Consider the following 24,166-nt stretch of genomic DNA (forward strand, 5'->3'; position numbering starts at 1 on the left):
GCCGTGGTACCCCGGAGGCCTGCCGGCACACGGGCCCCCGGGTGCTGCGGGCATTCGTCGAGCGGAGGTCACGTGGAGCAGGTCGGATCCCTCGCCGAGGTGGGGCAGGACCGCCAGACGGGCAGGTTCGTCTTCCACGTCGCGACGAGCACCTGGGAGTGGGACGACGACGTCTTCGCCATCCACGGCTACCGGCCCGGCGAGGTCGAACCGACCACCGAGCTGATCATGAAGCACAAGCACGAGCTGGACCGCGAGCTCGTCGAGGAGACCCTGGCTGCCGCGGTGGTCGACGGGGCGCCCTTCAACATCTACTACCGGATCATCGTCGGCGACCAGATCCGGCGGGTCGTGCTCGTCGGCGAGGGCGAGTACGACGACGGCACGGCCATCGGCAGCGGCGCCGACCGCCTCGTCGGCTACTACCTCGACCTGACCCCGGAGATGGTGGCGGAGAGCAGCGCCGCCGCCGACGCGGCAGTCGCCGCCTCCGCCAAGGCCCGCGACACGATCGAGCAGGCCAAGGGCATCCTGATGCTCGGCTACGGGCTGGACGCCGACGCGGCCTTCGCGATGCTGAAGTGGTGGTCGCGCAACCGCAACGTCAAGGTGCGCGAGGTCGCCGACCGGCTGATCCAGGTCGCGCGCGAGGGGCACGTCAGCCACCCCGGCCTGCGCCGGCTGCTCGACAGCCTGCTCGACGACCTGACGACGCGCCGCACGCCCCCGGCGTCCTAGGGGCTCCCGGGCCGGATCCGGCGGATCGGCCCGGGTACCGCCCGGGCATGACCGACGACATCCAGTTCCCCGCCCAGCAGCAGACGCCGCCGGGACTGACCGGCGAGATGCGCCCCGAGCCCGACCACGGCGAGCAGTCGTACGTCGGGAACGGTCGCCTCGAGGGCCAGGTCGTGCTCGTGACCGGTGGTGACTCCGGCATCGGCCGCGCGGTCGCGATCGCCTGCGCCCGGGAAGGTGCCGACATCGCCTTCACCCACCTCGCCGAGGAGCAGCCCGACGCCGACGCCACGGTCACCCTCGTCGAGGAGGCCGGGCGCCGCGTCGTACCGATGGCGCTCGACCTGACCCGCCGGGAGGCGTGTGACGAGGCGGTGCAGCGCACCGTCGACGAGTTCGGCGGTCTCGACGTCCTCGTCAACAACGCCGGCTACCAGATGGCCCGCGACCACGCGATCGAGGACTTCAGCGACGACCGGATCGACCGGACCTTCAAGACCAACCTCTACGCCCTGATGTGGCTGGTCCGCGCCGCCGTCCCGCACCTGCGCAAGCGTCCGGGCTGCATCATCAACAACGCCTCGATCCAGGCGTACGAGCCGTCCACGGCCCTCCTCGACTACGCCGCCACGAAGGCGGCGATCAACAACCTCACGGTCAACCTCGCGGCCTCCCTCGGTCCCGACGGAATCCGGGTGAACGCCGTCGCGCCGGGCCCGATCTGGACGCCCCTGCAGCCTGCGACCCAGGAGCCGGAGAAGGTCGAGAGGTTCGGCGCCGACACCCCGCTCGACAGCGCCGGGCAGCCGGCCGAGGTCGCACCCGCCTTCGTCTTCCTGGCCTCGCCCGCGGAGGCGTCGTACGTCTCCGGCACGGTGCTCGGCGTCACGGGCGGCAAGCCGGTGTTCTGACCGGGCGGGGCCCGGGTACCGCTCGTCCATGCCTGGTGAAGACAAGAACTCCGGAGAGCTGTCCGAGGTGTCCAGCCGCAAGGCGGCCGGTCCGGTGACGCCCGGTGACGCGGTCGCCGGTCACCCCTTCGACGACGACGTCCAGGAGGGCGCCGCGGGACCGGACGCGCGCACCGGCGACGAGGACGTCGACGCGGCGCAGGAGTACCACGTCGCGGACGGCGACCCCGAGGCCGTCGTGGACGAGGAGGACCTCGACCCCGAGGCCGTCGTCGACGAGGAGGACGGCTCGCCTGCCGACGAGGACGACGACGCCTACCCGCGCGTGCAGGACGTGGAGGAGGACCGCGCGTGACGCCCCCGGCGACGCTGGGGGACCACCAGCGGCCGCCCCGGCAGCTCGACCGCAACCTCGGCGAGCTGCTCCAGGAGCTGCGCGTCATGCAGACCGGCGTGCAGATCCTCACCGGCTTCCTGCTGACGGTGCCGTTCACCGAGCGCTTCCACGACCTGACCGCTGGGCAGCACCGGCTGTACCTCGGGATCCTCCTCGGTGCCGTCATCACCACCTGCACGATCGTGGCGCCCGTCTGCTACCACCGCCTGCTCTTCCGGCAGGGGGAGCGGGACTGGCTGGTCCGGGCGGCCCACCTGTGCTGCCTCGGCGGCATCGTCGGCCTGGGTGTTGTCTCGGCGGCCGTCGTCTACCTCGTCTTCGACGTGGTCCTCGGCGGATCCGCCGCACCGATCGCCGCGGCGGCGGTCGCGCTGGCCTTCATCGCGTTGTGGGCCGCGGTCCCGTTCACCCTGCGGGACCGCGAGCGATGATGCGGGCCTGGCGTACGACCGCCGTCGTGGTGCCCTTCCTGGTGCCCTTCCTGGTGACCGTCCTCGCCACCACGTCCGGCTGCTCGCTGGTGGGTCAGCCCGACGTGGCGGCGTGGGACCAGGAGGCGCGGCAGGCGGTGACCGACGCGACGAGCGAGGTCGCCACCGCACGGCTCGCGGTCGAGACCGCGCACGAGGAGCGGACCTGGTCGTCGTACACGGTGGTGCTGGTGGCGGACGCCGAGAAGGCGATGGGCACCGTGCAGGACGACACGTCCCGGCTGCAGGTGCCCGCCGGCCGCGACCAGGACGCCGAGGACCTCGAGGCGCTGCTCGACGAGGCGGCCACGGCGGTGCAGGACGCGCGCCAGCACGCCGTCGACGGACGGTACGACGACCGCGCGGTCCTCGTCGCGCTCGACCGCGCGGCGGACCGGCTCGAACGGGCCGAGAGCCGGTGGTGAGGTGCCGTGAAGCGCTACCTCAACGTCCTGCTGGGCGTGCTGACCGCCATCGGCGGGTTCGTCGACATCGGGGACCTGGTCACCAACGCCCAGGTCGGCGCCCGCTTCGGACTGTCCCTCGTCTGGGTGGTGGTGCTCGGCGTGGTCGGCATCTGCGTCTTCGCGGAGATGTCCGGGCGGATCGCCGCGGTGAGCGGGCGGGCGACCTTCGACCTCGTGCGCGAGCGGCTCGGGCCGCGGATGGGCTTCCTCAACCTGGTCGGCTCGATGCTGGTCACCCTGCTGACCTTCATCGCCGAGATCGGCGGCGTGGCGCTGGCGCTGCAGCTGGTGAGCTCGGTCAACCACGTGCTGCTGGTGCCCTTCGTCGCGGCCGCGGTGTGGATCGTCCTGTGGCGGGCGAAGTTCTCGTCGATCGAGAACGTCCTCGGCCTGCTGGGCCTGACCCTCATCGGCTTCGCGGTCGCGCTGTGGCAGCTCGGCCCGGACTGGGGTGAGCTGGCCTCGACCCTGTCGCCGGCCGAGAAGCCGGGAGCCGAGTCGTGGGCGACCTACGCCTTCTTCGGCGTCGCCCTCTTCGGCGCCGCGATGACGCCCTACGAGGTCTTCTTCTTCTCCAGCGGCGGCGTCGAGGAGCGGTGGACCAGCAAGGACATCGGCGTGATGCGCGCCAACGTCCTCATCGGCTTCCCGCTCGGCGGCATCCTGTCGGTCGCCATCGCCGGGTGCGCCGCGGTCGTGCTGATGCCGCAGGGGATCGCGGTGGAGACGCTCGGCCAGGTGGGGCTTCCCGTCGCGGTCGCCCTCGGCAAGGTCGGGCTGGCCGTGGTGGTGCTCGGCTTCTTCGCGGCCACCTTCGGTGCGGCGTGCGAGACCGGCCTGTCGACGGGCTACAGCCTGGCGCAGTACTTCGGCTTCCAGTGGGGCAAGTACGTCCGGACCCCCGAGGCGGCGGGCTTCCACGTGATCCTGCTCGTCATGACGGTGCTGGCCGCCGGCGTGCTGCTCACCGGGGTGGACCCGATCATGGTCACCGAGATCTCGGTGGTCTTCTCCGCGGTCGCGCTGCCGCTGACCTACTTCCCGATCCTCGTCGTCGCCAACGACCCGGACTACCTCGGCGAGCACCGCAACGGGCGCCTCGCCAACCTCCTCGGCCTCGTCTACCTGGTGGTCATCGTGGTCGCGGCCGTCGCTGCGATCCCGCTGATCATCGCGACCTCGATGGGACAGGGCTGATGACCGGTTCGTACGACGCCGCGCTCCACCTGCTCGACCGGCAGGTCGTCGACAGCGAGGGCCGCCTGGTGTGCAAGGTGGACGACATCGAGATCGCCACCGCACCCGACGGATCCCTCGTCCCCACCGGGATCCTGGTCGGGCTGCCGGCCCTGCTGCCGCGCTTCGGCCCGCACCTGGGCGGCGTCCTGACGCGGACCCACGCGCGGGTCTTCGACGCCCAGGCGCACCGGTCGGTGCCCGACGTCATCGACCTCGACCTGGTCGCCGAGGTCACCAGCGAGGTCCACCTGTCCGTGCCCCGGGCCGGGCTGCTCCGGCCGCGCGCCGAGGGCGAGGCGGGGGCGGACCGGCTCCGGCTGGGGCAGCTGCTCGGGCTACCGGTGGTCGCGCCGGCCGCAGCCGGCCTGCACCGCGGCGCCCGGGTGCTCGACGCGCGGATGGTCTCCGTGCCGGACGGGCGTCGTACCGTCGTGGACGCGCTGATCGTCGGACCCGGCCGGCCGGGCGCCCTGCTCGGCTACGACCGCCGGAGCGAGCCCGGCCCGTGGCTGGTCGCGGACCTGGTGCGGTGGCTGCACCGGCACGCGCGGGTGGTCGCGATGGGCCCGGGCGTCGAGGTCGACGTGGCCCAGCGCGAAGTCCGCGTCTCCGACCGGGCGTCTGTCACCCCCCTCCTCGGGTAGCGACTGGGGAGAAGCAGAGACCCCACGGACGGAGGACGCCATGCCCGGCAAGAAGCACGGCCCGGGGATCAAGAACCCCGACATGTACGAGGAGCTCCGCGAGGACGGCGCCAGCAAGGAGAAGGCCGCCCGGATCTCGAACGCGGCGAAGTCCGAGGGCGCCTCGGAGATCGGCCGTCGTGGCGGCAAGGCCGGCGACTACGAGGACTGGACCGTCGACGAGCTGCACGAGCGGGCCGCCGAGCTCGACATCGAGGGCCGCTCGTCGATGAACAAGGGCGAGCTCATCGACGCCCTGCGCAACCACTGAGCTCCCGGGCAGACGGCAGGCTTGCCGCCAGGCGGGCGTGGGTTCCACCGGAGGCAACCGCGAGCGCGGCAGCGCGGCGGGAGCCGCGCCTCCGGCAGCTTGCTGCCCCCACCTGCGGCGGAGACGCGCTCGCGCCCATGATCAGACCCAGCGGGTGAACCAGATCCGGTTCAGCCACTCGCTGTGGGTCAGCATCTGGTTGGTCCAGATCGGCCAGAACCACGCGAAGTTCAGCATCACCAGGATCACGAAGGCACCGCTCACGATCACCCCGGCGGTACGACGGGCCGAGGGCAGCCGGGAGGGGCCGATCATGGTGCCGATCGCGAGGGTGAGGGCGATGACGGTGAACGGCAGGACGGCGATCGCGTAGAAGATGAAGATCGGCCGGTCGTCGTACTGCATCCAGGGCAGCCAGGTCGACAGCGCGCCGACGACGGCGAGGCCGTACCTCCAGTCGCGCGCGCCGATCCACATCACGACCGCGAAGAGCAGCGCGACCACGCCGCCCCACCACAGCACCGGAGTGGGGAGCAGCAGGACCTGCTTGATGCAGTCGCTGTTCGCGGGGGCGTCGCAGCCCTCGGCGTCGGGGGAGATGTCGTTGGTGACGGCCACGCCGACCGGACGGTTGATGAGCAGCCAGCTGGACGGCTTCGACTCGTAGAAGTGCTCGGAGCAGTTCAGGAAGTGGGTGTGGAAGGTGTAGACGTCCTGGTGGTAGTACCAGAGCGAGCGCAGCGACTGCCACGCCTCACCGATGCCGTGGGCGTCCTTCTCGGTCGCGGTGGGCCACTTCCTCGAGTCGTCGAGGTCGGTCGCGACGTAGGAGTCGTCGTCCTTGGCGCAGTGCCCGTGGCCGGTGTACTGGCGGTACTGCGTCGAGCTGAGGTGCTCCTCGTACTCGTGCGCGTGGGCCAACCACCCGCCCCAGGTCGCGATGTAGACCAGGCCGGCCACGACCACGAGGTGCAGGAAGGCGGGTACGCCGTCGGCGAGCGCCCCCTTCGCCACGGCCCACCGGATGCCGAGCATCCGCCGCGCGCCCGCGCTCCAGACCCAGCACAGGACGCCGAACGCGGCCAGGGGGTAGAGCGCCGTCCACTTGGTCCCGACGGCCAGCCCGAAGCAGACGCCCGCGGCCAGCAGCCACGGCCGGAACAGGATCCGGCCGCCCCAGCCGTGCAGCGTGCCGTCGGCGGTGAGCGCGGCGCGGGCGGCCAGCCTGCGGCGCAGCCAGTCGCGGTCGGCGACCAGGCAGTGCACGCCGCACAGCAGGAAGAGCGCGAGGAAGATGTCGAGCAGCGCCAGCCTGGACAGCACGAAGTGCATGCCGTCGAGCATCAGCAGGAGGCCGGCGACGCAGCCGAGCATCGTGGAGCCGGTGAGGCGTCGTACCAGCCGGCACAGGACCAGGATCATCAGCGACCCGGCGACCACCGACGCGATCCGCCAGCCGAAGGGGTCCATGCCGAAGGCCTTCTCGCCGAGCGCGATCAGCCACTTGCCGACGTCGGGGTGCACGGCGAGCGACGGCTCGCCCGTCCACACGCCCTGGGTGTGCCCGGCGAGGATGTCGGCGTTGATGTCGGTCTTGGTGTTGCCGTCGACGTCGGTCAGGTAGGTCTGGATGTAGCCGTTGTTGAGCAGCGACCACGCGTCCTTGGCGTAGTACGTCTCGTCGAAGGCGAACCGGTCCGGGTCGCCGAGGTGGACCAGCCGCAGGCCGAGCGCGAGCAGCGTGACGCCCAGCGGCCCCAGCCAGCCGACCAGCCGGTCGCGGCCGCGCAGGCCCCGGAGCGGGCCGAGCGCCCGGTCGATGGCGTGCGGAACGCGTCGCCCGGTCGCCGTCGTGGACAGCGTCGTCAGGCTGCGTGGGCCCGCGGACGTGCGGGCCTCCTCCTCGGCGACGGTCACGGTCCGGAAGCCTAGCTCCGGTGGTCGAGGAGGTTGCGCAGCAACCGTCCCGAGACCCGGCTGCAAGGATGGAGCCGTGACTGGAGTCCTCGTCCTCGCGGGCACGCCGATCGGCCAGGCGGGCGACGCGCCGCCACGGCTCGCCGCGGAGCTGGCCGGCGCCGACGTCGTCGCGGCGGAGGACACCCGACGGCTGCGCCGGCTCACGACCGACCTCGGCATCGAGCTCGGCGGCCGGGTGGTGTCCTACTTCGAGGGCAACGAGTCCGCGCGCACGCCGTCCCTCGTGGAGGCGCTGCTCAACGGTGATCGGGTCGTGCTCGTCACCGATGCCGGCATGCCGAGCGTCTCCGACCCCGGCTACCGGCTGGTCGCCGCGGCCGTGGAGGCGGGCATCCGGGTGACCGCGGTCCCCGGCCCCTCGGCGGTGCTGACCGCGCTGGCGGTCTCGGGGCTGCCGGTCGACCGGTTCTGCTTCGAGGGCTTCCTGCCGCGCAAGGCTGGCGAGCGCTCCCGCCGACTCGCCGACCTCGGCGCCGAGCAGCGCACAATGGTCTTCTTCGAGGCGCCGCACCGCACGGAGGCCGCCCTGGAGGCGATGCGCGACGTGTTCGGGGCCGAGCGCGCCGCGGCGGTGTGCCGCGAGCTGACCAAGACCCACGAGGAGGTACGCCGCGGCCCGCTCGGCGACCTGGTCACGTGGGCGGCCGACGGCATCCGCGGCGAGGTGACGATCGTCGTCGCCGGCGCCGACCCCGCAGCAGCCGTGGCGACCGATCCCGCGAGCCTGCGCGCTGCCGTGGCCGGGCTCGAGGAGTCCGGCATGCGGCGCAAGGACGCGATCGCCGCGGTCGCCGTACAGGCTGGGATCCCGAAACGCGACGTCTACCAGGTGGTGCACATCGATGACTGACAAGCCCGACACGATCTCGGGGACCGGGCGGATCACGACGGTCCGACGCGACTCCCTCACCTTCGACGTGTACGACGACGGTCCGGCCGACGGCGAGGTCGTGGTCCTGCTCCACGGGTTCCCCGAGCGGGCCAGCTCGTGGCGGCTGGTCGCACCGCAGCTGCACGACGCGGGCTACCGCACGCTGGCGATCGACCAGCGCGGCTACTCGCGCGGTGCCCGGCCGAAGCGGCGCCGTGACTACCGGATCGAGGAGCTGGTCGCCGACGTGATGGCGCTGGTCGACGCGGCGGTCGGTCCCGAGGGACGGGTGCACGTGGTGGGCCACGACTGGGGCGCCGTCGTCGCCTGGGGCGTCGCGCAGCAGCACCCCGACCGCGTCGCGACCCTCACCGCCGTGTCGGTGCCGCACCCGATGTCCTTCGTGACGGCGATGGCGCGCTCGGGACAGGTGCTGAAGTCCTGGTACATGCTCGCCTTCCAGGTGCCCATGATCCCCGAGCTGGTCGTGGGCCGGCTCGGCAAGGCGTCGGACCGCCAGCTGGCGGCGTCGGGCATGACGCGCGAGGACCTCGACCGCGTGCAGCGCGAGATCGTCGACGACGGTGCGCTGCCCGGCGCGCTCGGCTGGTACCGGGCCCTGCCGCTCAACAAGCCCCGCGACATGCGGTTGAAGGTGTCGGTCCCGACGACGCTGGTGTGGAGCGACGGTGACATCGCCGTCGGCCGCTGGAGCGCGGAGAACAACCACCGCTGGGTGGAGGGTCCCTACCGCCTCGTCGAGCTGAAGGGCGTCTCGCACTGGATCCCGACGCAGGCGCCGGACGAGCTGGCTGAGGCGATCCTCGACCGGCTGGGCTCGGCCAGCACCCGGTCGTGAGCGCCCGGTCGTGAGCGACGAGAGGCCGCCCGCCCCCGAGCCGCTGCCCCATCCGGTCGTCGACAACCACTGCCACCTCGACATCGGGCGGGGCGAGCCGGCCCGGGACGCCGGTGAGGCGATCGCGGCAGCAGCCGCCGTCGGCGTACCCCGCATCGTGCAGATCGGCTGCGACCTGCCCGGCGCCCGCTGGGCGGTGGCGGCAGCGGCGGAGCACACCGCGCTGGTCGCCGGCGTCGCGCTCCACCCCAACGAGGCGCCGCGGATCCTCGCCGGTGGTGGCCGGGCGGCGCTCGAGGCGGCGTGGGACGAGATCGAGCAGCTGGCCGGAGCGCACGACAAGGTGCGCGCGGTGGGGGAGACCGGCCTCGACGCGTTCCGCACCGGCGAGGACGGCCGGGCCGTCCAGGTCGAGTCCTTCGCGCGGCACATCGACATCGCCAAGCGCCTCGGCAAGACGCTGGTGATCCACGACCGCGACACCCACGACGAGGTGCTGGAGGTGCTCGACGCCGAGGGCGTGCCCGAGCGCTGGGTGATGCACTGCTTCTCCGGCGACGCCGACTTCGCCCGCGCCTGCCTGGACCGCGGCGCCCACCTGTCCTTCGCCGGGACGGTCACCTTCAAGAACGCCGAGCCCCTGCGCGAGGCCCTCCGCATCGCCCCGCAGGACCGGCTGCTCGTGGAGACCGACGCGCCCTACCTGACGCCGGCGCCGTACCGCGGTCGCACCAACGCGTCGTACCTGGTCCCGGTGACGATGCGGCTCATGGCGGCCGAGCGAGGCGAGGATCTCGGCGAGCTCTGCGCGGCCGTCGACGCGAACACCGAGCGGGCCTTCAGCGGCGGCTGGTGAGCCCTCGCCACTGCTAACAAAAGTTAGCAAACGGCGTGAGACGGGTCACCCGCTGAGCGTGGAGAGGGCTCTCAGGAGTTGCGATCCGCGCTTGCTCTTGTTCTGGTAGATGCGACGGCCGGGATCGGACAGCAGCATCCCGACCAGTTTCTCTCGGGTTCTGGGGGGCCGCTCGCGTGCGGGCACACTCTCCGGGAGGCACTGGTCGACCGAGGCCCGGGGAGTTCGAACATCGGAGAATCGTGCGAGTTGCGCGCCCTCACCTTGCCCAGTCCCTGCGGGGAATCGTCCAGAAGCTGACCGAGAGCCGCGTGGCCCTCGTCGCCACGATCGTCGGGGTCCTCCTCGCGGTCTCCACGGTGACCTATGGCTACACCTCGCTCTCCACCGAGGTCACGCTCGCCGTCGACGGCAAGGAGCGCACCGTCAGCACGTTCGGCGACACCGTCCAGGACGTCCTCGACGCCGAAGGCATCGAGCTCGCCTCCCGTGACGTGGTGCAGCCCAGCGTCGACGAGGAGATCGAGAGCGGCGACCGCATCTCCGTCCGGTACAGCCGGCCGATTGAGCTGACCGTCGACGGCACGACCTCCACCCACTGGGTGACCGCCACCGACGTCGAGGGCGCACTCGCCCAGATCGGCGTCGTGTACGCCGACAGCCGGCTCTCGACCAGCCGTGGCGCGGACATCGACCGCGGCGGCGCCGAGATCGAGGTCATCACCCCGAAGAAGCTCGTCCTCGAGCTCGCCGGCAAGAAGGCCGTCACCCGCACCGTCCCCGCGCTGACCGTCGAGGACGCCCTCGCCGAGGTCGGCGTCGAGCTCGACGAGTTCGACAAGGTCCGGCCCGCCCGTACCGCCAAGGTCGAGGACGGCGACCGCATCGTCTTCACCGACATCGCGCAGCGCAAGCGCCGCGTCGAGGACGAGGTCGTGCCCGCTCCGGTCAAGGAGGTCGAGGACGACTCGATGTACGAGGGCGAGCGCAAGGTCGTCACCGAGGGCGTCGACGGCGTCCGCGACGTGACCTACCGCGTCATCGTCCGCAACGGCGACGTCGTCAAGCGGATCGTGCTGACCCAGGACGTCACCAGGGCGCCGCGCGCCGAGGTCGTCCACGTCGGCACCAAGTCCGTCGCCGCCAACTTCGCCGGTGGCAACACCGTCTGGGACCGCCTCGCGCAGTGCGAGTCGGGCGGCAACTGGGCGATCAACACCGGCAACGGCTACTACGGCGGCCTGCAGTTCAACGTCGGCACGTGGCGTGCCTACGGCGGCACCGGCTACCCGCACCAGGCCTCCCGGGAGACCCAGATCGCGATCGCGACGAAGGTCCGCGATGCGTCCGGCGGCTACGGCGCCTGGCCGGGCTGCGCTGCCTCGCTGGGCCTGCCCCGCTGAGCCACCCGCACCTCCCACCGACGGCGAGCGGACCCCTGGTCCGCTCGCCGTCGGCGTCCCCGCACGGGCGAGCGCGGGCTTCTGCGCCCGCGGGCCCTACGCTTGAGCCCATGACCGAGACCTCAGCGCCGCGCCTGCTCGGCCCGGCCGAGGTCCGCGAGCTCGCCGCGCGGCTGGACCTGCGCCCGACCAAGCAGCGCGGGCAGAACTTCGTGATCGACGCCAACACCGTGCGCCGGATCGTGCGCGAGTCCGGGGTCGTCGACGGCGAGGTCGTCGTCGAGGTCGGGCCCGGGCTCGGCTCATTGACTCTTGCTCTGCTCGAGGTCGGCGCCACGGTCACCGCGATCGAGGTCGACCCGCTGCTGGCGGCCGAGCTGCCCTCGACCATCGCCGCGTTCGCGCCCGCGCAGGCCGACCGGTTCCAGGTCGTGCTCGCGGACGCGCTGACGGTCGACGTCGTACCGGGTCCGGCGCCGCAGGCGCTCGTCGCCAACCTGCCCTACAACGTCTCGGTGCCGGTGCTGCTGCACCTCATGGCGCTCCTGCCGTCGCTCGAGCACGGGCTGGTCATGGTCCAGGCCGAGGTCGCCGACCGGCTGGCCGCCCCACCGGGGTCCAAGACCTACGGCGTGCCGTCCGCCAAGGCCGCGTGGTTCGCGGACGTCCGCCGTGCCGGCGCCATCGGACGCAACGTCTTCTGGCCCGCGCCCAATGTCGACTCCGGGCTGGTCGCGTGGACGCACCACGCGCCCCCGACCGACGAGGTCACCCGCGAGCAGGTGTTCGCGGTCATCGACGCCTCCTTCGCGCAGCGGCGCAAGGCCCTGCGCGGTGCCCTGCGCAACCTGGCCGGTGGGTCGGGACCGGCCGAGGCCGCGCTCCTCGCCGCCGGCATCGACCCGCTGACGCGGGGCGAGGCGCTCGGCATCGACGAGTTCGTCGCGCTGACCATCGCGCTCCAGGAGCACGCCGTGGTGCCGGGCGGCGCCGATGAGTGAGGCGATGGTCGAGCCGACCCACCGGGTGACCGTGCGCGCGCCCGCCAAGATCAACCTCCACCTCGGCGTCGGCGGCCCACGCGCCGACGGCTTCCACCCGCTGGCGACGATCTACCAGGCCGTCGGCCTGTACGACGACGTGACGGTCGCCGACGCGCCCGACTGGTCGGTCGGGCTGACCGCCCCCATCGACGGGGTCCCGCTCGACGACGACAACATCGCGATCAGGGCCGGTCGCGCGCTCGTCGCCCACCACGGCCTCGACCTGGCGGCGCGGATCACGATCGCCAAGGGCATCCCGGTGATGGGCGGCATGGCCGGCGGGTCGGCCGACGCCGCAGCGACCCTGCTCGCGCTCGACCGCCTGTGGGACCTGCAGACCAGCGACGAGGACCTGTTGCGGATCGCCGGCGAGCTCGGCAGCGACGTGCCCTTCGCCCTGCTCGGCGGCACCGCGCTCGGGACCGGGCGCGGCGAGGTGGTGACGCCGATCCCCGACCGGAGCTCGGTGTGGTGGGTCGTCGTCCTCTCCGACGAGGGCCTGTCGACGCCGGCCGTCTACCGGCACTTCGACGTGCTCGCGCCCGACGCCGTTGCGGACCCCCCGGTGCCCCAGGCGCTCGTCGACGCGCTCGCCGAGGGCTACACCGACGAGGTCGGTGCCCTGCTCCACAACGACCTGTGGCCCGCGGCGCGCGACCTGCGCCCCGACCTCGTCGACGTCGAGGCCCAGCTGAGGATCCTCGGACCCGACGGCGTCCTGCTGTCCGGCTCGGGCCCGACCCTGTTGATGTTGTACGAGGACGTCGAGGAGGCGCGGAGCGCAGTGGCGGACCTGACCGAGCGCGGCTTCCGGTGCACGATCGCGCCGGGCCCGGTCGCCGGAGCCCACGTGGTGACCTATGCCTGATCCCGGCCAAGGCCGGAGCCTGCTCAACCTGGAGCGGGTCTCGAAGGCCTACGGCGTCCGTCCCCTGCTCTCCGACGTCTCCCTCGGCGTCGCCGCCGGCGAGCGGATCGGCATCGTCGGACGCAACGGCGACGGCAAGACGACCCTGCTGCGGATCATGACCGGAGCCGAGGAGCCGGACGAGGGCCGGGTCTCGCGCCAGCGCGGGCTCCTCGTCGGCGTACTCGCCCAGCACGACGACTTCGATGACTCCCACACCGTGCGCGAGGTGGTGCTGCAGGGCAAGGCCGACCACGAGTGGGCCGCCGACGCCCGCCTGCGCGAGATCGTCGACGTCCTGCTCGCCGGTGTCGACCTCGACCGCGCGGTCGCGGGCCTGTCCGGTGGGGAGCGCCGGCGATGTTCCCTGGCGGGCCTGCTGCTGGGGGAGCACGACCTGGTGATCCTCGACGAGCCGACCAACCACCTCGACGTCGAGGCGGTCGCGTGGCTCGCCGCCCACCTCGCCGCCCGTCCGTCCGCCCTCGTCGTGGTCACCCACGACCGCTGGTTCCTCGACGCGGTCTGCCAGCAGACCTGGGAGGTCCACGACGGCGTCGTCGACAGCTACGAGGGCGGGTACGCCGCCTTCGTGCTCGCCAAGGCCGAGCGCCAGCGCCAGGCCGCGGCCTCGGAGGTACGCCGGCAGAACCTCGTCCGCAAGGAGCTCGCCTGGCTGCGCCGCGGCGCACCCGCCCGGACCTCGAAGCCGAAGTTCCGCATCGACGCCGCCAACGCACTGATCGAGGACGTCCCGCCGCCGCGCGACCGGCTCGAGCTCCAGCGCTTCGCCGCGCAGCGGCTCGGCAAGGACGTGATCGACGTCGAGGACGTCGACTTCTCGCGTGGCACCCGCCAGCTGCTGAGCCACGCGACCTGGCGCCTCGGGCCCGGCGACCGCGTCGGTCTGGTCGGCGTCAACGGCGCCGGCAAGACCTCGGTCCTGTCCCTGCTCGCCGGCGAGGCCGCTCCCCAGGTCGGGCGGGTCAAGCACGGCCGCACCGTCGCCCTGCAGCACCTCTCGCAGGCCGTCGAGTTCGACGACCCGGAGGCCCGCGTCCTCGCCACCGTGGAGGGAATCCGCCGGGTCACCCGTACGGCGGACGGCGAGATCTCCGCGACGTCGATGCTCGAGCGCTTCGGGTTCACCGGCGACAAGCTCACCGCGCGGGTCGGCGACCTCTCCGGCGGCGAGCGACGCCGGTTCCAGCTGCTGCGACTGCTGCTCACCGAGCCGAACGTGCTGCTCCTCGACGAGCCCACCAACGACCTCGACATCGAGACCCTCAACGTGCTCGAGGACTTCCTCGACGGCTGGCCGGGCACCCTCGTCGTGGTCTCGCACGACCGCTACTTCCTCGAGCGCGTCACCGACTCGGTCTGGGCGCTGCTCGGCGACGGCCAGATCTCGATGCTGCCGCGCGGCGTGGACGAGTACCTCGAGCGCCGGGCCCAGGCCATGCACCTCGAGGTCGCCCCGCCGCCCGCGGCACCTGCTGGTCCCGTCATTGATCGGGTAGCCGGCGAGGAACCAGCCGGCGGATCGAGATCGACGGCCAAGCCCGGCTCCGCCGAGGAGCGGGCCGCGAAGAAGACGGTCGCCCGCCTCGACAAGGTGCTCGCCCGGCTCGCCGAGCGCGAGGCGGAGCTCACCGCGGAGCTGGCGGCCCACGCGTCCGACCCCGGGAAGCTCACGGAGATCTCCCAGGCGCTCGGGGAGCTGCACGAGGAGAAGGAAGCCGCCGAGCTCGAGTGGCTGGAAGCCGCGGAGCTGCTGGAGTAGCCCGAGCGCGCGACCGTCAGTCCGCGAACGGCACGAGCAGGCGCCGCAACAGGTCGGCGAGCTCGGTCTGGTCCTTCTCGGACAGCCCGGTGAGCAGGTCCCGCTCGGCGTCGAGGAGCGCCGCGAAGGCGCCGTCGACGGCCTCCTTGCCCTCGGGGGTGAGGCGCACCAGCACGCCGCGCCGGTCCGAGGGGTCGGGGTGGCGCTCGACCAGGCCGCGGGTGGCCAGCCGGTCGACCCGGTTGGTCATGGTCCCGCTCGTCACCAGCGTCTCGCGCAGCAGCCGCCCGGGGGAGAGCTCGTAGGGCCGCCCTGCCCGCCGCAGCGCGGCGAGCACGTCGAACTCCCACGACTCGATGTCGTGCGCCGTGAACGCCTGGCGCCGCGCGCGGTCGACGTGGTGCGCGAGGCGCGAGATCCGGCTGAACACGGCGACCGGACCGAGGTCGAGGTCGTCACGCTCGCGCGCCCACGCCTCCACCAGGTCGTCCACCTCGTCCCGCATGGCAGCACCCTATCCGATGCGTCGAGAATCTTGATGTCAAGATACTGAGGGCATAGGGTCGGGCCGTGGACCAGCGCACCACCGCCCTCGACCGGATCACCCTGACCAGCCTCGTGTGGGGCGAGGTCGACGACACGGCACGCCCGCTCGCCGTCCTCCTGCACGGCTTCCCCGACACCGCCCACACCTGGCGCCACCTCGGCCCGGAGCTCGCCGCGACGGGCTACCGCGTCGTCGCGCCGTTCACCCGCGGCTACGCCCCGAGCGGGATCCCGGCGGACGGCAGCTACCACGTGCCGGCGCTGATGGACGACGCCCTCGCCCTCCACCGCGCGTACGACGGCGACGACCGCGCGCTGCTCGTCGGGCACGACTGGGGCGCGATCACGGCCAACGGCATCGCGGCGTCCGATGCCAACCCGTTCGCCGACGTCGTCTCGCTCGCGGTCCCGCCGTTCTCCGCGATGAACCCGCGCAGCGACGACCTGACCCGCTGGCTGCGGATCCTGCCGCGGCAGGCTGGCATGAGCTGGTACACCCTCTTCAACCAGCTGCCCGGCCTCCCCGAGCGCACCTTCGAGCGGCTCGTCGCCCACCTGTGGCGGCGCTGGTCGCCCGGCTTCGACGCCACCGAGGACCTCGCCCACCTCGCGGCCGCGCTGCCCGACGACGCCCACCGCTCCGCGGCGATCGGCTACTACCGCGCCCAGCCGCGCACCTGGCGGCTGCCGGCGCGCTACCAGCCGCTGGCCCGCGACTGGACCGGCGCGCCAAAGGTGCCGCTGCTCTTCCTGCAGGGCGCCGACGACGGCTGCCTCGACGCGCGCTGGGCAGCCCGGATCGGGGACCGGCTGCCCGCCGGCAGCCGGGTCGCCGTCGTGGAGGACGCGGGGCACTTCCTCCAGCTCGAGCGGCCCGACGTGGTCAACGCCCGGATCCTCGAGTACCTCCACGAGCGAGCGGCGGCCCGCTCGTGACCAGCACCTGGGACCCGGGTCGCTATCTCGCGTTCGCCGGCGAACGTGGACGCCCCTTCGTCGACCTGGTCGCGCGCATCGACGCCACCGACCCGCGGGTCGTCGTCGATCTCGGCTGTGGTCCTGGCAACCTCACCTCCCTCCTGGCCGATCGCTGGCCTGCTGCCGCGGTCACCGGTGTCGACTCCAGTGCCGACATGGTGCGCGCCGCCTCCGACAGTCCGGCCGCGGAGCGCGTGGTCTTCCACAGGCAGGACCTGCGGGACTGGCTGCGCGAGGCCGAGCCGGGCCAGGTCGACGTCCTGGTCTCGAACGCGACCCTCCAGTGGCTGCCCGAGCACCTCGACCTCCTGCCCGCCCTGGCCGAGGCCGTCGCACCCGGTGGCTGGCTCGCCTTCCAGGTGCCCGGCAACCACCTCGCTCCCAGCCACACCCTCCTCGCGGAGCTGGCCGCCGAGCCGCCGTACGACGTCCACACGGCCGGCGCCGCCCGGGTCGGCGCACACGACGCCGTGACCTACCTTCGCGCGCTCCAGGCGCTGGGCTGCGAGGTCGATGCGTGGGAGACGACCTACCTCCATGTGCTGCACGGGGAGGACCCGGTCTTCACCTGGGTCTCCGGCACCGGCGCCCGGCCGATCCTGCACGCCCTGCCCGAGGACCTCCGCGGTCGCTTCGAGGAGGAGTACAAGGCGCGGCTCCGGGCGGCGTACCCGGACGACGGCCACGGCGTGGTGCTGCCCTTCCGGCGGATCTTCGTCGTCGCGCGCGTGCCGTAGAACACCTTGCCCGGCTTTGTTACTCGCGAGTAATCTCGACCCATGACTCAGGTGCACAACCTCTGGAAGACGACCACCGGCCTCCCCGTCGTCGGCGGCACGATCGGCAAGCGCGTCTTCTCGATCGCCTTCGCGCAGAAGGCGCCCTACTTCGCGACCATCCACCCCCGGGTGACCGAGATGGGGCCCAACCACTGCGAGGTCGTGATCCCCAAGCGGCGCAGCGTGCAGAACCACATCGGCACGGTCCACGCGATCGCCATGTGCAACGGCCTCGAGATGGCGATGGGCGGCCTCGCCGAGTCGACGATCCCCAGCAGCAAGCGGTGGATCCCCAAGGGCATGAGCATCTCCTACACGGCCAAGGCGACCGGTGACGTCACCTGCATCGCCGAGACCGACCAAGAGCAGTGGGACACCGCCGAGGGCGACCTGCCCGTGCGGGTCCGCGGCGAGCTCGCCGACGGCACCGTCGTCATCGAGGGCACGATCACGCTCTGGGTGACCTCGAAGAAGAAGTAGGCGACTCGGCCGGGGCCGCGCCGGTCAGACAGGCCCGCCCCGGTCGTTGTCGATCCCTGCCGCGACGGAGACGACGTCGATCTTCTTCTCGCCGACGAAGCGCCTCTGGATCCAGGTCGCGAGCAGGGTCAGCAGCAGGTTGAGCCCGACATAGAGAACCGCCAGCACGATGGCCGTCGGCACCTGGTTGTGGAACTCCTTGTAGATCGACTGGCCGACCCTGGTCAGGCCGGGCGCGGCGACGGCGTAGCCGAGGCTGGTGTCCTTCAGGGCGACGACCATCTGGCTGATGATGGCCGGAAGCATGACCTTCACGGCCTGCGGCAACAGGATGATGGTCATGACCTGGGTCTTGCGCATGCCGATCGCGTACGCCGCCTCCGCCTGCCCCTTCGGCACGGCGTTGACGCCGGCGCGGACCACCTCCGCGAGCACGGCGCCGTTGTAGCAGGTGAGTGCGATGACCACCGTGAAGAACCCCGAGCGCTGGTCGATCCACAGGAAGCTGCCCTGTACCGAGATGAACCACATGTAGAAGACGAAGAACATCATCAGCAGCACGGGCATGGCGCGGAAGAACTCGACGACGACCCATGCCGGCCAGCGGATGAAGGCGTGGTCGGACATCTTGGCGACGCCGAACAGGAAGCCGAAGACGACGGCGCCGATGATCGCGAACACCGCCATGGTCACCGTGTCGACCAAGCCGTCGAGGATGAGGGCGCTGAGGTAGTCCGGCGTCACGAAGGGCTCCCAGAGCCCGTACTCGAACTGGCCGTCGTTGTTGAGCTTCACGACCGCGTAGACGACGGCGGCGATGATGCCCGCCGATGCGATCGCGGTGTACATCCGGTGCCGCATCCGGGTGGCGGGACCGGGGGCGTCGAAGAGGACACTCGCGGCCATCAGGCGATCCTCCAGCGTCGTTCGAAGGTCAGCGAGATCATCGACACGATCTCGACCAGCACGATGTAGCCGATGGCGAAGGCGAGGAAGATCCCGATCCGCTGGCTGCTGTAGTCGTTGGTCAGGCCGCGCATGGTCGCGGTGGCCTCGGCGAGGAAGAAGATCGCGGCGACCGAGGTGTTCTTGAGCATCGCGATGAGTGCACTCGCGACGGGTGGCACGGACGCGCGGATCGCCTGGGGGAGCACGACCTGGGTCATCACGCCGCTGAACGGCAGGCCGATGGCCCGCGCGGCCTCGGCCTGGCCCATCGGCACCGCGTTGACCCCGGAGCGCAGGCCCTCGCAGACGAAGCACGCGGTGTACAGGCTCAGCGCGACGAACGCCGTGGCGAACGCCGAGGTGAAGTCGTAGCTGCCGATGTGCACCTGCACCCACCTGAAGTTGATGCCGATGATCGGCGCCGCGAAGTGGAAGAAGATGAAGATCAGGACCAGCGGGGTGTTGCGCACGACCGACACGTAGACCGCGGCCAGCGAACGCAGCACGGCGATCGGGCCCACGCGCATCGCGACGAGCAGGGTGCCCAGAACCAGGGAAGCAACGGCGCACACGAGGAACAGGGCCAGCGTGTATCCGAATCCCTTGAAGAACTCGTCGAGGTTGTCGAGCACTGCGCTCAACGGGATCCCCTCTCCGTCCGGGGAGCTGGGGCCCGTCCTGCGACGGGCCCCAGCTCCGGAGTCATGCGTGGGTCACTTGCAGGGCTGCAGCGTGGGCGGCTCGGGCGTCTCGACGCCCGATGGCCCGAGCGTCAGCTCGAACGCCTCGGCCCACGACCCGTCCTCGAACGCCGCCTTGAGGACACCGTCGATCCACTCACACATCTCGGGGTGGTCCTTGCCGTAGCCGACGCCGATGTTCTCGGTGGAGAACTGGTCGCCGACGACCTTGAGCTGACCCTCGTTCTGGGCGGCGAGCCCGGCGAGGATCGTGCCGTCGGTCGACATGGCCTCGTAGGTGCCGTCGAGGACCTTCTCCGCGCACTCGGAGTACGAGTCGGCGCCGACGCCCTTGGCGCCCTTGGCCTTGACGTTCTCGAGCGAGGTCGATCCGGTGACGGAGCAGACCTCCTTGCCCTTGAGGTCGTCGATGCCGGTGACGTCGCTGTCCTCCTTCACCAGGACCTGCTGGCCGGTGACCATGTAGGGGCCTGCCTGGCCGACGACCTTCTGCCGATCGTCGGTGATCGAGTACGACGCCAGGACGATGTCGACCTTGCCCGACTCCAGGTAGGGCTCGCGGTTGTCGGAGATCGTCTCCTCCCAGTTGACCTTGTCGCTGGCAGGGTCGATGCAGAGGTCGGCGATCAGCAGCTTGGCGATCTCGATGTCGAAGCCCTTCGGCACGTCGTCCGTCGCGCCCTGGAAGCCGACGCCCGGCTGGTCGGTCTTGTGGCCGACGTTGATCGTGCCGGCCTTGGCCAGCTCGGCCATCCGCGATCCCTCGTCGAACTTCTTGTCGCAGTCGCTCTTCGCGTCGACGTCACGTCCCTCGTCGTCGCTCCCCGCATCGCCGCACGCTGCCAACCCGGCAGCGATCGCGATGCCCGCAGTGGTGGCCGCAAAGGCCTTCCTCAGTCGCATCCTTCTTTGTCCTCTCCTTGCCGAGATCTGGTTCGAACGGGTCAGTGCTTGAGGATCTTGCCGAGGAAGTCCTTGGCGCGATCGCTCTGCGGATTCGTGAAGAAGCTCTCCGGGTCGGCCGACTCGACGATGCGTCCGTCGGCCATGAACACCACCCGGTTGGCGGCGGTGCGGGCAAAACCCATCTCGTGGGTGACCACGATCATCGTCATGCCGCGCTCGGCGAGGTCGACCATGACCTCGAGGACCTCCTTGATCATCTCGGGGTCCAGCGCCGAGGTCGGCTCGTCGAAGAGCATCACCTTCGGCTCCATCGCGAGCGCCCGGGCGATCGCGACGCGCTGCTGCTGCCCACCGGAGAGCTGGGCGGGGTACTTCGCCGCCTGGTGCCCGACGCCGACCCGGTCGAGCAGCTCCTTCGCGCGCGCCTCGGCCTCGGCCTTCGGCGTCTTGCGCACCTTGATCGGGCCGAGCGTGACGTTCTCGAGGATCGTCTTGTGGGCGAACAGGTTGAAGCTCTGGAACACCATGCCCACGTCGGCGCGGTGCGCGGCGAGGGCCTTGCCCTCCTGGGGGAGCGGCTTGCCGTCGACCTTGATGTCGCCCTGGTCGACGGTCTCGAGCCGGTTGATCGTGCGGCAGAGCGTGGACTTGCCGGAGCCGGACGGGCCGATGACGACCACGACCTCGCCCTTGGTCACGGTGAGCTCGATGTCCTGGAGGACATGCAGCTCGCCGTACCACTTCTGGACGCCGTGCAGCTCCACGAGCGGCTCGCCGGAGCGAGCCTTGCCGAGATCAACCGCTGCGTCATCGGAGACGGTCATGCGTTCGGACGCTAGCGGGTGATCCGTCCCACCGGCTAGTGCGACAGGCGGAAGAGATCATTTCGTGACGAGCGCTGATCGCATCCGATGGTCCGGCCGGAGCCGGTCGGCGTCAGAAGACCGCCGGCACCACGCTGAGTGCCAGCCCGAGCGCGATCGCCCCCACCGCCAGGGGTACGGCGAGCCGGCCGGCCCGCGACGGCACCGGCTCGTCGGCGGCGGTGATGCCCATGTCGCGGCGCCACTCGGCCTCCTCCTGCTCCCACACGCCGGTCGGCGTCACCGCGCGCAGCCCGCCGCCGATGGCGAGGAGCAGCAGCGTGAAGGTGCCGCCGGCGACCGTGAGCACAGTCAGGATCGCGCGCACGCCGCGGGTGTCGGTGCCGAACATCAGCCCGGCGCCCAGCAGGACCGCGACCGCGAGGGCGACGATGCTCAGGATGCTGCCGATGACCTGGTTGTGGCGGGCGACGAAGCCGGGGGGAGCGGTGTCAGCCATGCGCCGAGACTATGACACCGGCGCCGTGATCGAGATTCGGGCGGCGGCCCCCTGCCGCCGTACCCTTTTCCTGCCATGACCAGCACCGCAGCCCCCACCGAGCAGAGGACCTACGAGGTCCGCACCTACGGGTGCCAGATGAACGTGCACGACTCCGAGCGCCTCTCCGGCCTGCTCGAGGACGCCGGGTACCTCGCCGCCGCCGAGGGTGAGCAGGCCGACGTGGTCGTGTTCAACACCTGCGCGGTGCGGGAGAACGCCGACAACCGGCTCTACGGCAACCTCGGCCACCTCGCGCCCGTGAAGGCCAGCCGGCCCGGGATGCAGATCGCCGTCGGCGGCTGCATGGCGCAGAAGGACCGCGACACCGTGGTGAGGAAGGCGCCGTGGGTCGATGTCGTCTTCGGCACCCACAACATCGGCTCCCTGCCCGCGCTGCTCGACCGGGCGCGCGTCCAGCAGGAGGCGCAGGTCGAGATCCTCGAGTCGCTCGACGTGTTCCCCTCGACGCTGCCGACCAAGCGGGAGTCCGCGTACGCCGCCTGGGTGTCGGTCAGCGTCGGCTGCAACAACACCTGCACCTTCTGCATCGTCCCCAGCCTGCGTGGCAAGGAGAAGGACCGCCGGCCCGGCGAGATCCTCGCCGAGATCGAGGCGCTCGTCGCCGAGGGCGTCTCCGAGATCACCCTGCTCGGGCAGAACGTCAACGCCTACGGCGTCGAGTTCGGTGACCGGCAGGCCTTCTCGAAGCTGCTGCGGGCCTGCGGCGAGATCGAGGGCCTGGAGCGGGTCCGCTTCACCAGCCCGCACCCCGCGGAGTTCACCGACGACGTCATCGAGGCGATGGCCGAGACGCCCAACGTCATGCCCAGCCTGCACATGCCGCTGCAGTCCGGCTCGTCGAAGGTGCTCAAGGACATGCGCCGGTCCTACCGGCAGGAGAAGTTCCTCGGGATCATCGAGCGGGTCCGCGCCGCCATGCCCGACGCCGCGATCACCACCGACATCATCGTCGGCTTCCCCGGTGAGACCGAGGCGGACTTCCAGGAGACGCTGAAGGTGGTGCGCGAGTCGCGCTTCGCCGGCGCCTTCACCTTCCAGTACTCCAAGCGCCCCGGCACGCCCGCCGCCGAGCTCGACGACCAGGTCCCGCAGGCCGAGGTCACCGACCGCTACAACCGGCTGGTCGACCTGGTCAACGAGATCACCTGGGACGAGAACAAGCAGTTCGTCGGCCGCGAGCTCGAGCTCATGGTCGCCGAGGGCGAGGGCCGCAAGGACGCCGAGACGCACCGGCTCTCCGGGCGCGCGCCCGACAACCGCCTGGTCCACTTCGAGGCCGACTTCTCGCAGGTCGACGGCGAGCCGCGGCCCGGCGACATGGTCACCGTCGAGGTCACCTACGCCGCCCCGCACCACCTGGTCGCGGACGGGCCCGTGCGCGCGCTGCGGCGTACCCGCTCGGGCGACGCGTGGGAGCGCCGTACGACGGAGCCCCCGGCCGCCGGACCGGCCGTCGGCCTCGGGATGCCGTCGGTCGGCGTACCCGCCCCGCTGCCCGAGGCGCCCGCCTGCGGTTGAGCAGGTGACGGCGCTGGGCTAGGTTCAGGGGCGATGCCAGCGAATGATCCAACGATTCTCGCAACCTCGGGCGGCATCGTTCCTGGCGCACGGACGCGCTGGAGTGTCGGCCCGCTGACGCGTCATGCCGTCGACCTCGCTGGCGTCGACGGCCGCGCGCCCAAGGTCTGCTTCCTCGCGACGGCCTGCGGTGACGCGCCGATGATCGTCCGCGACTTCTACGACATGGCCCAGGAGGCGGGCTTCCACGCCAGCCACGTGCAGCTGTTTCCGATGCCCAACGTCGAGGACGTGCGCGCCCACCTCCTCGCGCAGGACGTGATCTGGGTGTGGGGTGGCAGCGTCGCGGGGCTGCTCGCGATGTGGGAGCTCCACGGGGTCGACGACATCATGCGCGAGGCGTGGCAGGCCGGCGTGGTGCTGACCGGCGTCTCCGCCGGCTCGATCTGCTGGCACACCGGCGGCACCACCGACTCGTTCGGGCCCGAGCTGCGACCGATCACCAACGGGCTCGGCCTGGTTCCGTGGTCCAACGGCGTGCACTACGACTCCGAGGAGCAGCGCCGGCCGCTCTTCCAGAAGCTCGTCGGCGACGGCGTGCTTGCCCCCGGCTACGCCACCGACGACGGCGTGGGCGTCCTCTACCGGGGCACGGAGTTCGTCGAGGCCCTCACCGAGGTGGACGGCAAGGCGGCGTACTTCGTCGAGCGCGCGGACGACGGCGGCGTCGTCGAGACCCGGCTCGAGACGCGCCGCCTTCGCTAGCTAGGCCGGCGACTCGTCCTCGGGCGAGACCTCCGGGTCGCCGCGGGTGGCTGCGGTGTCGGTGTCCTCCTCGCTGAGCGTCTCGGGCGGGAGCTCCTCGTCCGTGGCCGGGTTGCGCAGCGGGTCGGGGTCGCGCGGCTCGGTGCTGTAGGCGCCGTCGCCGCCGACGCCCTCGATCGCGTTGGGCCCACCGGGCGGGGGAGCCTGCGGCTCGGCCGTCGGCTTGGGCGGTGGGGGCAGCTGCCCGTTCATGGGTTGTTCCTCTCCGTGGTGTGCGGGAG

28 protein-coding genes are annotated in these 24,166 nt (G+C 71.6%); 20 read left to right on the top strand and 8 right to left on the bottom strand.

Annotated features, from left to right (window positions below; genetic code table 11):
• Positions 1–72: 72 nt before the first annotated feature.
• Genes BJ993_RS26605 through BJ993_RS15175 form a run of 8 tightly spaced genes read left to right on the top strand, consistent with a single transcriptional unit; the run spans position 73 to position 5,176 of the window.
• The gene (locus BJ993_RS26605) at positions 73–738 is read left to right on the top strand and encodes a PAS and ANTAR domain-containing protein (RefSeq protein ID WP_179649662.1); all 666 of its coding nucleotides are present in this window, start codon (positions 73–75) and stop codon (positions 736–738) included.
• Positions 739–785: 47 nt separating this feature from the next.
• Positions 786–1,649, top strand: coding sequence for an SDR family oxidoreductase (locus BJ993_RS15145; RefSeq protein WP_179649664.1), 864 nt, complete (start codon positions 786–788; stop codon positions 1,647–1,649).
• 28 nt (positions 1,650–1,677) lie between these two features.
• The gene (locus BJ993_RS15150) at positions 1,678–2,004 is read left to right on the top strand and encodes a hypothetical protein (protein ID WP_179649666.1); all 327 of its coding nucleotides are present in this window, start codon (positions 1,678–1,680) and stop codon (positions 2,002–2,004) included.
• Positions 2,001–2,477: a DUF6328 family protein gene (locus BJ993_RS15155; RefSeq protein WP_179649668.1), complete on the top strand. Its 477-nt coding sequence runs from the start codon at positions 2,001–2,003 to the stop codon at positions 2,475–2,477. The genes BJ993_RS15150 and BJ993_RS15155 overlap by 4 nt, the downstream gene beginning before the upstream one ends.
• Positions 2,474–2,941 carry a hypothetical protein gene (locus BJ993_RS15160; RefSeq protein ID WP_179649670.1) on the top strand — a complete coding sequence of 156 codons (468 nt, stop codon included), beginning with the start codon at positions 2,474–2,476 and terminating at the stop codon, positions 2,939–2,941. Before BJ993_RS15155 ends, BJ993_RS15160 begins: the two co-directional genes overlap by 4 nt.
• 6 nt (positions 2,942–2,947) lie before the next feature.
• The gene (locus BJ993_RS15165) at positions 2,948–4,180 is read left to right on the top strand and encodes an NRAMP family divalent metal transporter (RefSeq protein WP_179649672.1); all 1,233 of its coding nucleotides are present in this window, start codon (positions 2,948–2,950) and stop codon (positions 4,178–4,180) included.
• Positions 4,180–4,866, top strand: a complete 687-nt coding sequence (locus BJ993_RS15170; RefSeq protein ID WP_179649674.1) for a hypothetical protein — start codon at positions 4,180–4,182, stop codon at positions 4,864–4,866. Before BJ993_RS15165 ends, BJ993_RS15170 begins: the two co-directional genes overlap by 1 nt.
• A gap of 40 nt (positions 4,867–4,906) precedes the next feature.
• Positions 4,907–5,176, top strand: coding sequence for a DUF7218 family protein (locus BJ993_RS15175; protein ID WP_036547480.1), 270 nt, complete (start codon positions 4,907–4,909; stop codon positions 5,174–5,176).
• Between the two features lie 141 nt (positions 5,177–5,317).
• Here the strand turns inward: BJ993_RS15175 and BJ993_RS15180 are convergent, their stop codons facing one another.
• Positions 5,318–7,093 (bottom strand): dolichyl-phosphate-mannose--protein mannosyltransferase, encoded by a 1,776-nt coding sequence (locus BJ993_RS15180; RefSeq protein ID WP_179649676.1) that lies wholly within the window; start codon positions 7,091–7,093, stop codon positions 5,318–5,320.
• Positions 7,094–7,169: 76 nt separating this feature from the next.
• Here BJ993_RS15180 and rsmI point away from each other — a divergent pair, with 76 nt between their 5' ends.
• The 7 genes from rsmI (at position 7,170) to BJ993_RS15215 (ending at position 14,878) form a co-directional block, all read left to right on the top strand.
• On the top strand, positions 7,170–8,006 hold the full coding sequence (gene rsmI, locus BJ993_RS15185; RefSeq protein WP_179649678.1) for a 16S rRNA (cytidine(1402)-2'-O)-methyltransferase: 837 nt from the start codon (positions 7,170–7,172) through the stop codon (positions 8,004–8,006).
• Positions 7,999–8,886 carry an alpha/beta fold hydrolase gene (locus BJ993_RS15190; protein ID WP_179649680.1) on the top strand — a complete coding sequence of 296 codons (888 nt, stop codon included), beginning with the start codon at positions 7,999–8,001 and terminating at the stop codon, positions 8,884–8,886. Before rsmI ends, BJ993_RS15190 begins: the two co-directional genes overlap by 8 nt.
• Positions 8,887–8,896: 10 nt before the next feature.
• Complete coding sequence (locus tag BJ993_RS15195) at positions 8,897–9,742, top strand: TatD family hydrolase (RefSeq protein ID WP_179649682.1); 846 nt, start codon at positions 8,897–8,899, stop codon at positions 9,740–9,742.
• A 311-nt stretch (positions 9,743–10,053) separates the two neighbouring features.
• Complete coding sequence (locus BJ993_RS15200) at positions 10,054–11,145, top strand: resuscitation-promoting factor (protein WP_308645584.1); 1,092 nt, start codon at positions 10,054–10,056, stop codon at positions 11,143–11,145.
• A gap of 110 nt (positions 11,146–11,255) precedes the next feature.
• Positions 11,256–12,146, top strand: coding sequence for a 16S rRNA (adenine(1518)-N(6)/adenine(1519)-N(6))-dimethyltransferase RsmA (rsmA, locus tag BJ993_RS15205; RefSeq protein WP_179649684.1), 891 nt, complete (start codon positions 11,256–11,258; stop codon positions 12,144–12,146).
• Between the two features lie 4 nt (positions 12,147–12,150).
• On the top strand, positions 12,151–13,056 hold the full coding sequence (locus tag BJ993_RS15210) for a 4-(cytidine 5'-diphospho)-2-C-methyl-D-erythritol kinase (RefSeq protein ID WP_179649686.1): 906 nt from the start codon (positions 12,151–12,153) through the stop codon (positions 13,054–13,056).
• Positions 13,049–14,878: an ABC-F family ATP-binding cassette domain-containing protein gene (locus BJ993_RS15215; protein ID WP_179649688.1), complete on the top strand. Its 1,830-nt coding sequence runs from the start codon at positions 13,049–13,051 to the stop codon at positions 14,876–14,878. Before BJ993_RS15210 ends, BJ993_RS15215 begins: the two co-directional genes overlap by 8 nt.
• Positions 14,879–14,894: 16 nt before the next feature.
• On the opposite strand, the gene BJ993_RS15220 is transcribed toward BJ993_RS15215, so the two are convergent.
• Positions 14,895–15,383, bottom strand: coding sequence for a MarR family winged helix-turn-helix transcriptional regulator (locus BJ993_RS15220; protein WP_036547498.1), 489 nt, complete (start codon positions 15,381–15,383; stop codon positions 14,895–14,897).
• Positions 15,384–15,448: 65 nt separating this feature from the next.
• Between BJ993_RS15220 and BJ993_RS25975 the strand changes: the two genes are divergently transcribed.
• Genes BJ993_RS25975 through BJ993_RS15235 form a run of 3 tightly spaced genes read left to right on the top strand, consistent with a single transcriptional unit; the run spans position 15,449 to position 17,661 of the window.
• Complete coding sequence (locus BJ993_RS25975) at positions 15,449–16,360, top strand: alpha/beta fold hydrolase (RefSeq protein WP_179649690.1); 912 nt, start codon at positions 15,449–15,451, stop codon at positions 16,358–16,360.
• On the top strand, positions 16,357–17,139 hold the full coding sequence (locus BJ993_RS15230) for a methyltransferase domain-containing protein (protein ID WP_179649692.1): 783 nt from the start codon (positions 16,357–16,359) through the stop codon (positions 17,137–17,139). The genes BJ993_RS25975 and BJ993_RS15230 overlap by 4 nt, the downstream gene beginning before the upstream one ends.
• Before the next feature lie 42 nt (positions 17,140–17,181).
• On the top strand, positions 17,182–17,661 hold the full coding sequence (locus tag BJ993_RS15235) for a hotdog fold domain-containing protein (RefSeq protein ID WP_036547507.1): 480 nt from the start codon (positions 17,182–17,184) through the stop codon (positions 17,659–17,661).
• A 24-nt stretch (positions 17,662–17,685) separates the two neighbouring features.
• On the opposite strand, the gene BJ993_RS15240 is transcribed toward BJ993_RS15235, so the two are convergent.
• The 5 genes from BJ993_RS15240 to BJ993_RS15260 form a co-directional block, all read right to left on the bottom strand.
• Positions 17,686–18,567: an amino acid ABC transporter permease gene (locus BJ993_RS15240; protein ID WP_179649694.1), complete on the bottom strand. Its 882-nt coding sequence runs from the start codon at positions 18,565–18,567 to the stop codon at positions 17,686–17,688.
• Positions 18,567–19,241, bottom strand: coding sequence for an amino acid ABC transporter permease (locus BJ993_RS15245; protein WP_308645709.1), 675 nt, complete (start codon positions 19,239–19,241; stop codon positions 18,567–18,569). Before BJ993_RS15245 ends, BJ993_RS15240 begins: the two co-directional genes overlap by 1 nt.
• Positions 19,242–19,322: 81 nt before the next feature.
• Positions 19,323–20,213 (bottom strand): glutamate ABC transporter substrate-binding protein, encoded by an 891-nt coding sequence (locus BJ993_RS15250; protein WP_179649698.1) that lies wholly within the window; start codon positions 20,211–20,213, stop codon positions 19,323–19,325.
• Between the two features lie 41 nt (positions 20,214–20,254).
• A complete protein-coding gene (locus BJ993_RS15255) occupies positions 20,255–21,040 on the bottom strand; it encodes an amino acid ABC transporter ATP-binding protein (RefSeq protein ID WP_179649700.1) in 786 nt (261 codons plus the stop codon).
• Positions 21,041–21,152: 112 nt separating this feature from the next.
• Positions 21,153–21,539, bottom strand: a complete 387-nt coding sequence (locus BJ993_RS15260) for a hypothetical protein (RefSeq protein WP_036547521.1) — start codon at positions 21,537–21,539, stop codon at positions 21,153–21,155.
• A gap of 75 nt (positions 21,540–21,614) precedes the next feature.
• Between BJ993_RS15260 and miaB the strand changes: the two genes are divergently transcribed.
• Positions 21,615–23,120, top strand: coding sequence for a tRNA (N6-isopentenyl adenosine(37)-C2)-methylthiotransferase MiaB (gene miaB, locus BJ993_RS15265; protein WP_179649702.1), 1,506 nt, complete (start codon positions 21,615–21,617; stop codon positions 23,118–23,120).
• Between the two features lie 33 nt (positions 23,121–23,153).
• Entirely contained in the window at positions 23,154–23,885 is a 732-nt protein-coding gene (locus BJ993_RS15270) for a Type 1 glutamine amidotransferase-like domain-containing protein (protein WP_179649704.1), read from the top strand.
• On the opposite strand, the gene BJ993_RS15275 is transcribed toward BJ993_RS15270, so the two are convergent.
• Positions 23,886–24,137 carry a hypothetical protein gene (locus BJ993_RS15275; protein WP_036547528.1) on the bottom strand — a complete coding sequence of 84 codons (252 nt, stop codon included), beginning with the start codon at positions 24,135–24,137 and terminating at the stop codon, positions 23,886–23,888. It abuts the gene before it with no gap.
• Between the last annotated feature and the right edge of the window lie 29 nt (positions 24,138–24,166).

Origin of the sequence: Nocardioides aromaticivorans, from assembly GCF_013408525.1 — a bacterium.
Classification (GTDB): domain Bacteria; phylum Actinomycetota; class Actinomycetes; order Propionibacteriales; family Nocardioidaceae; genus Nocardioides; species Nocardioides aromaticivorans.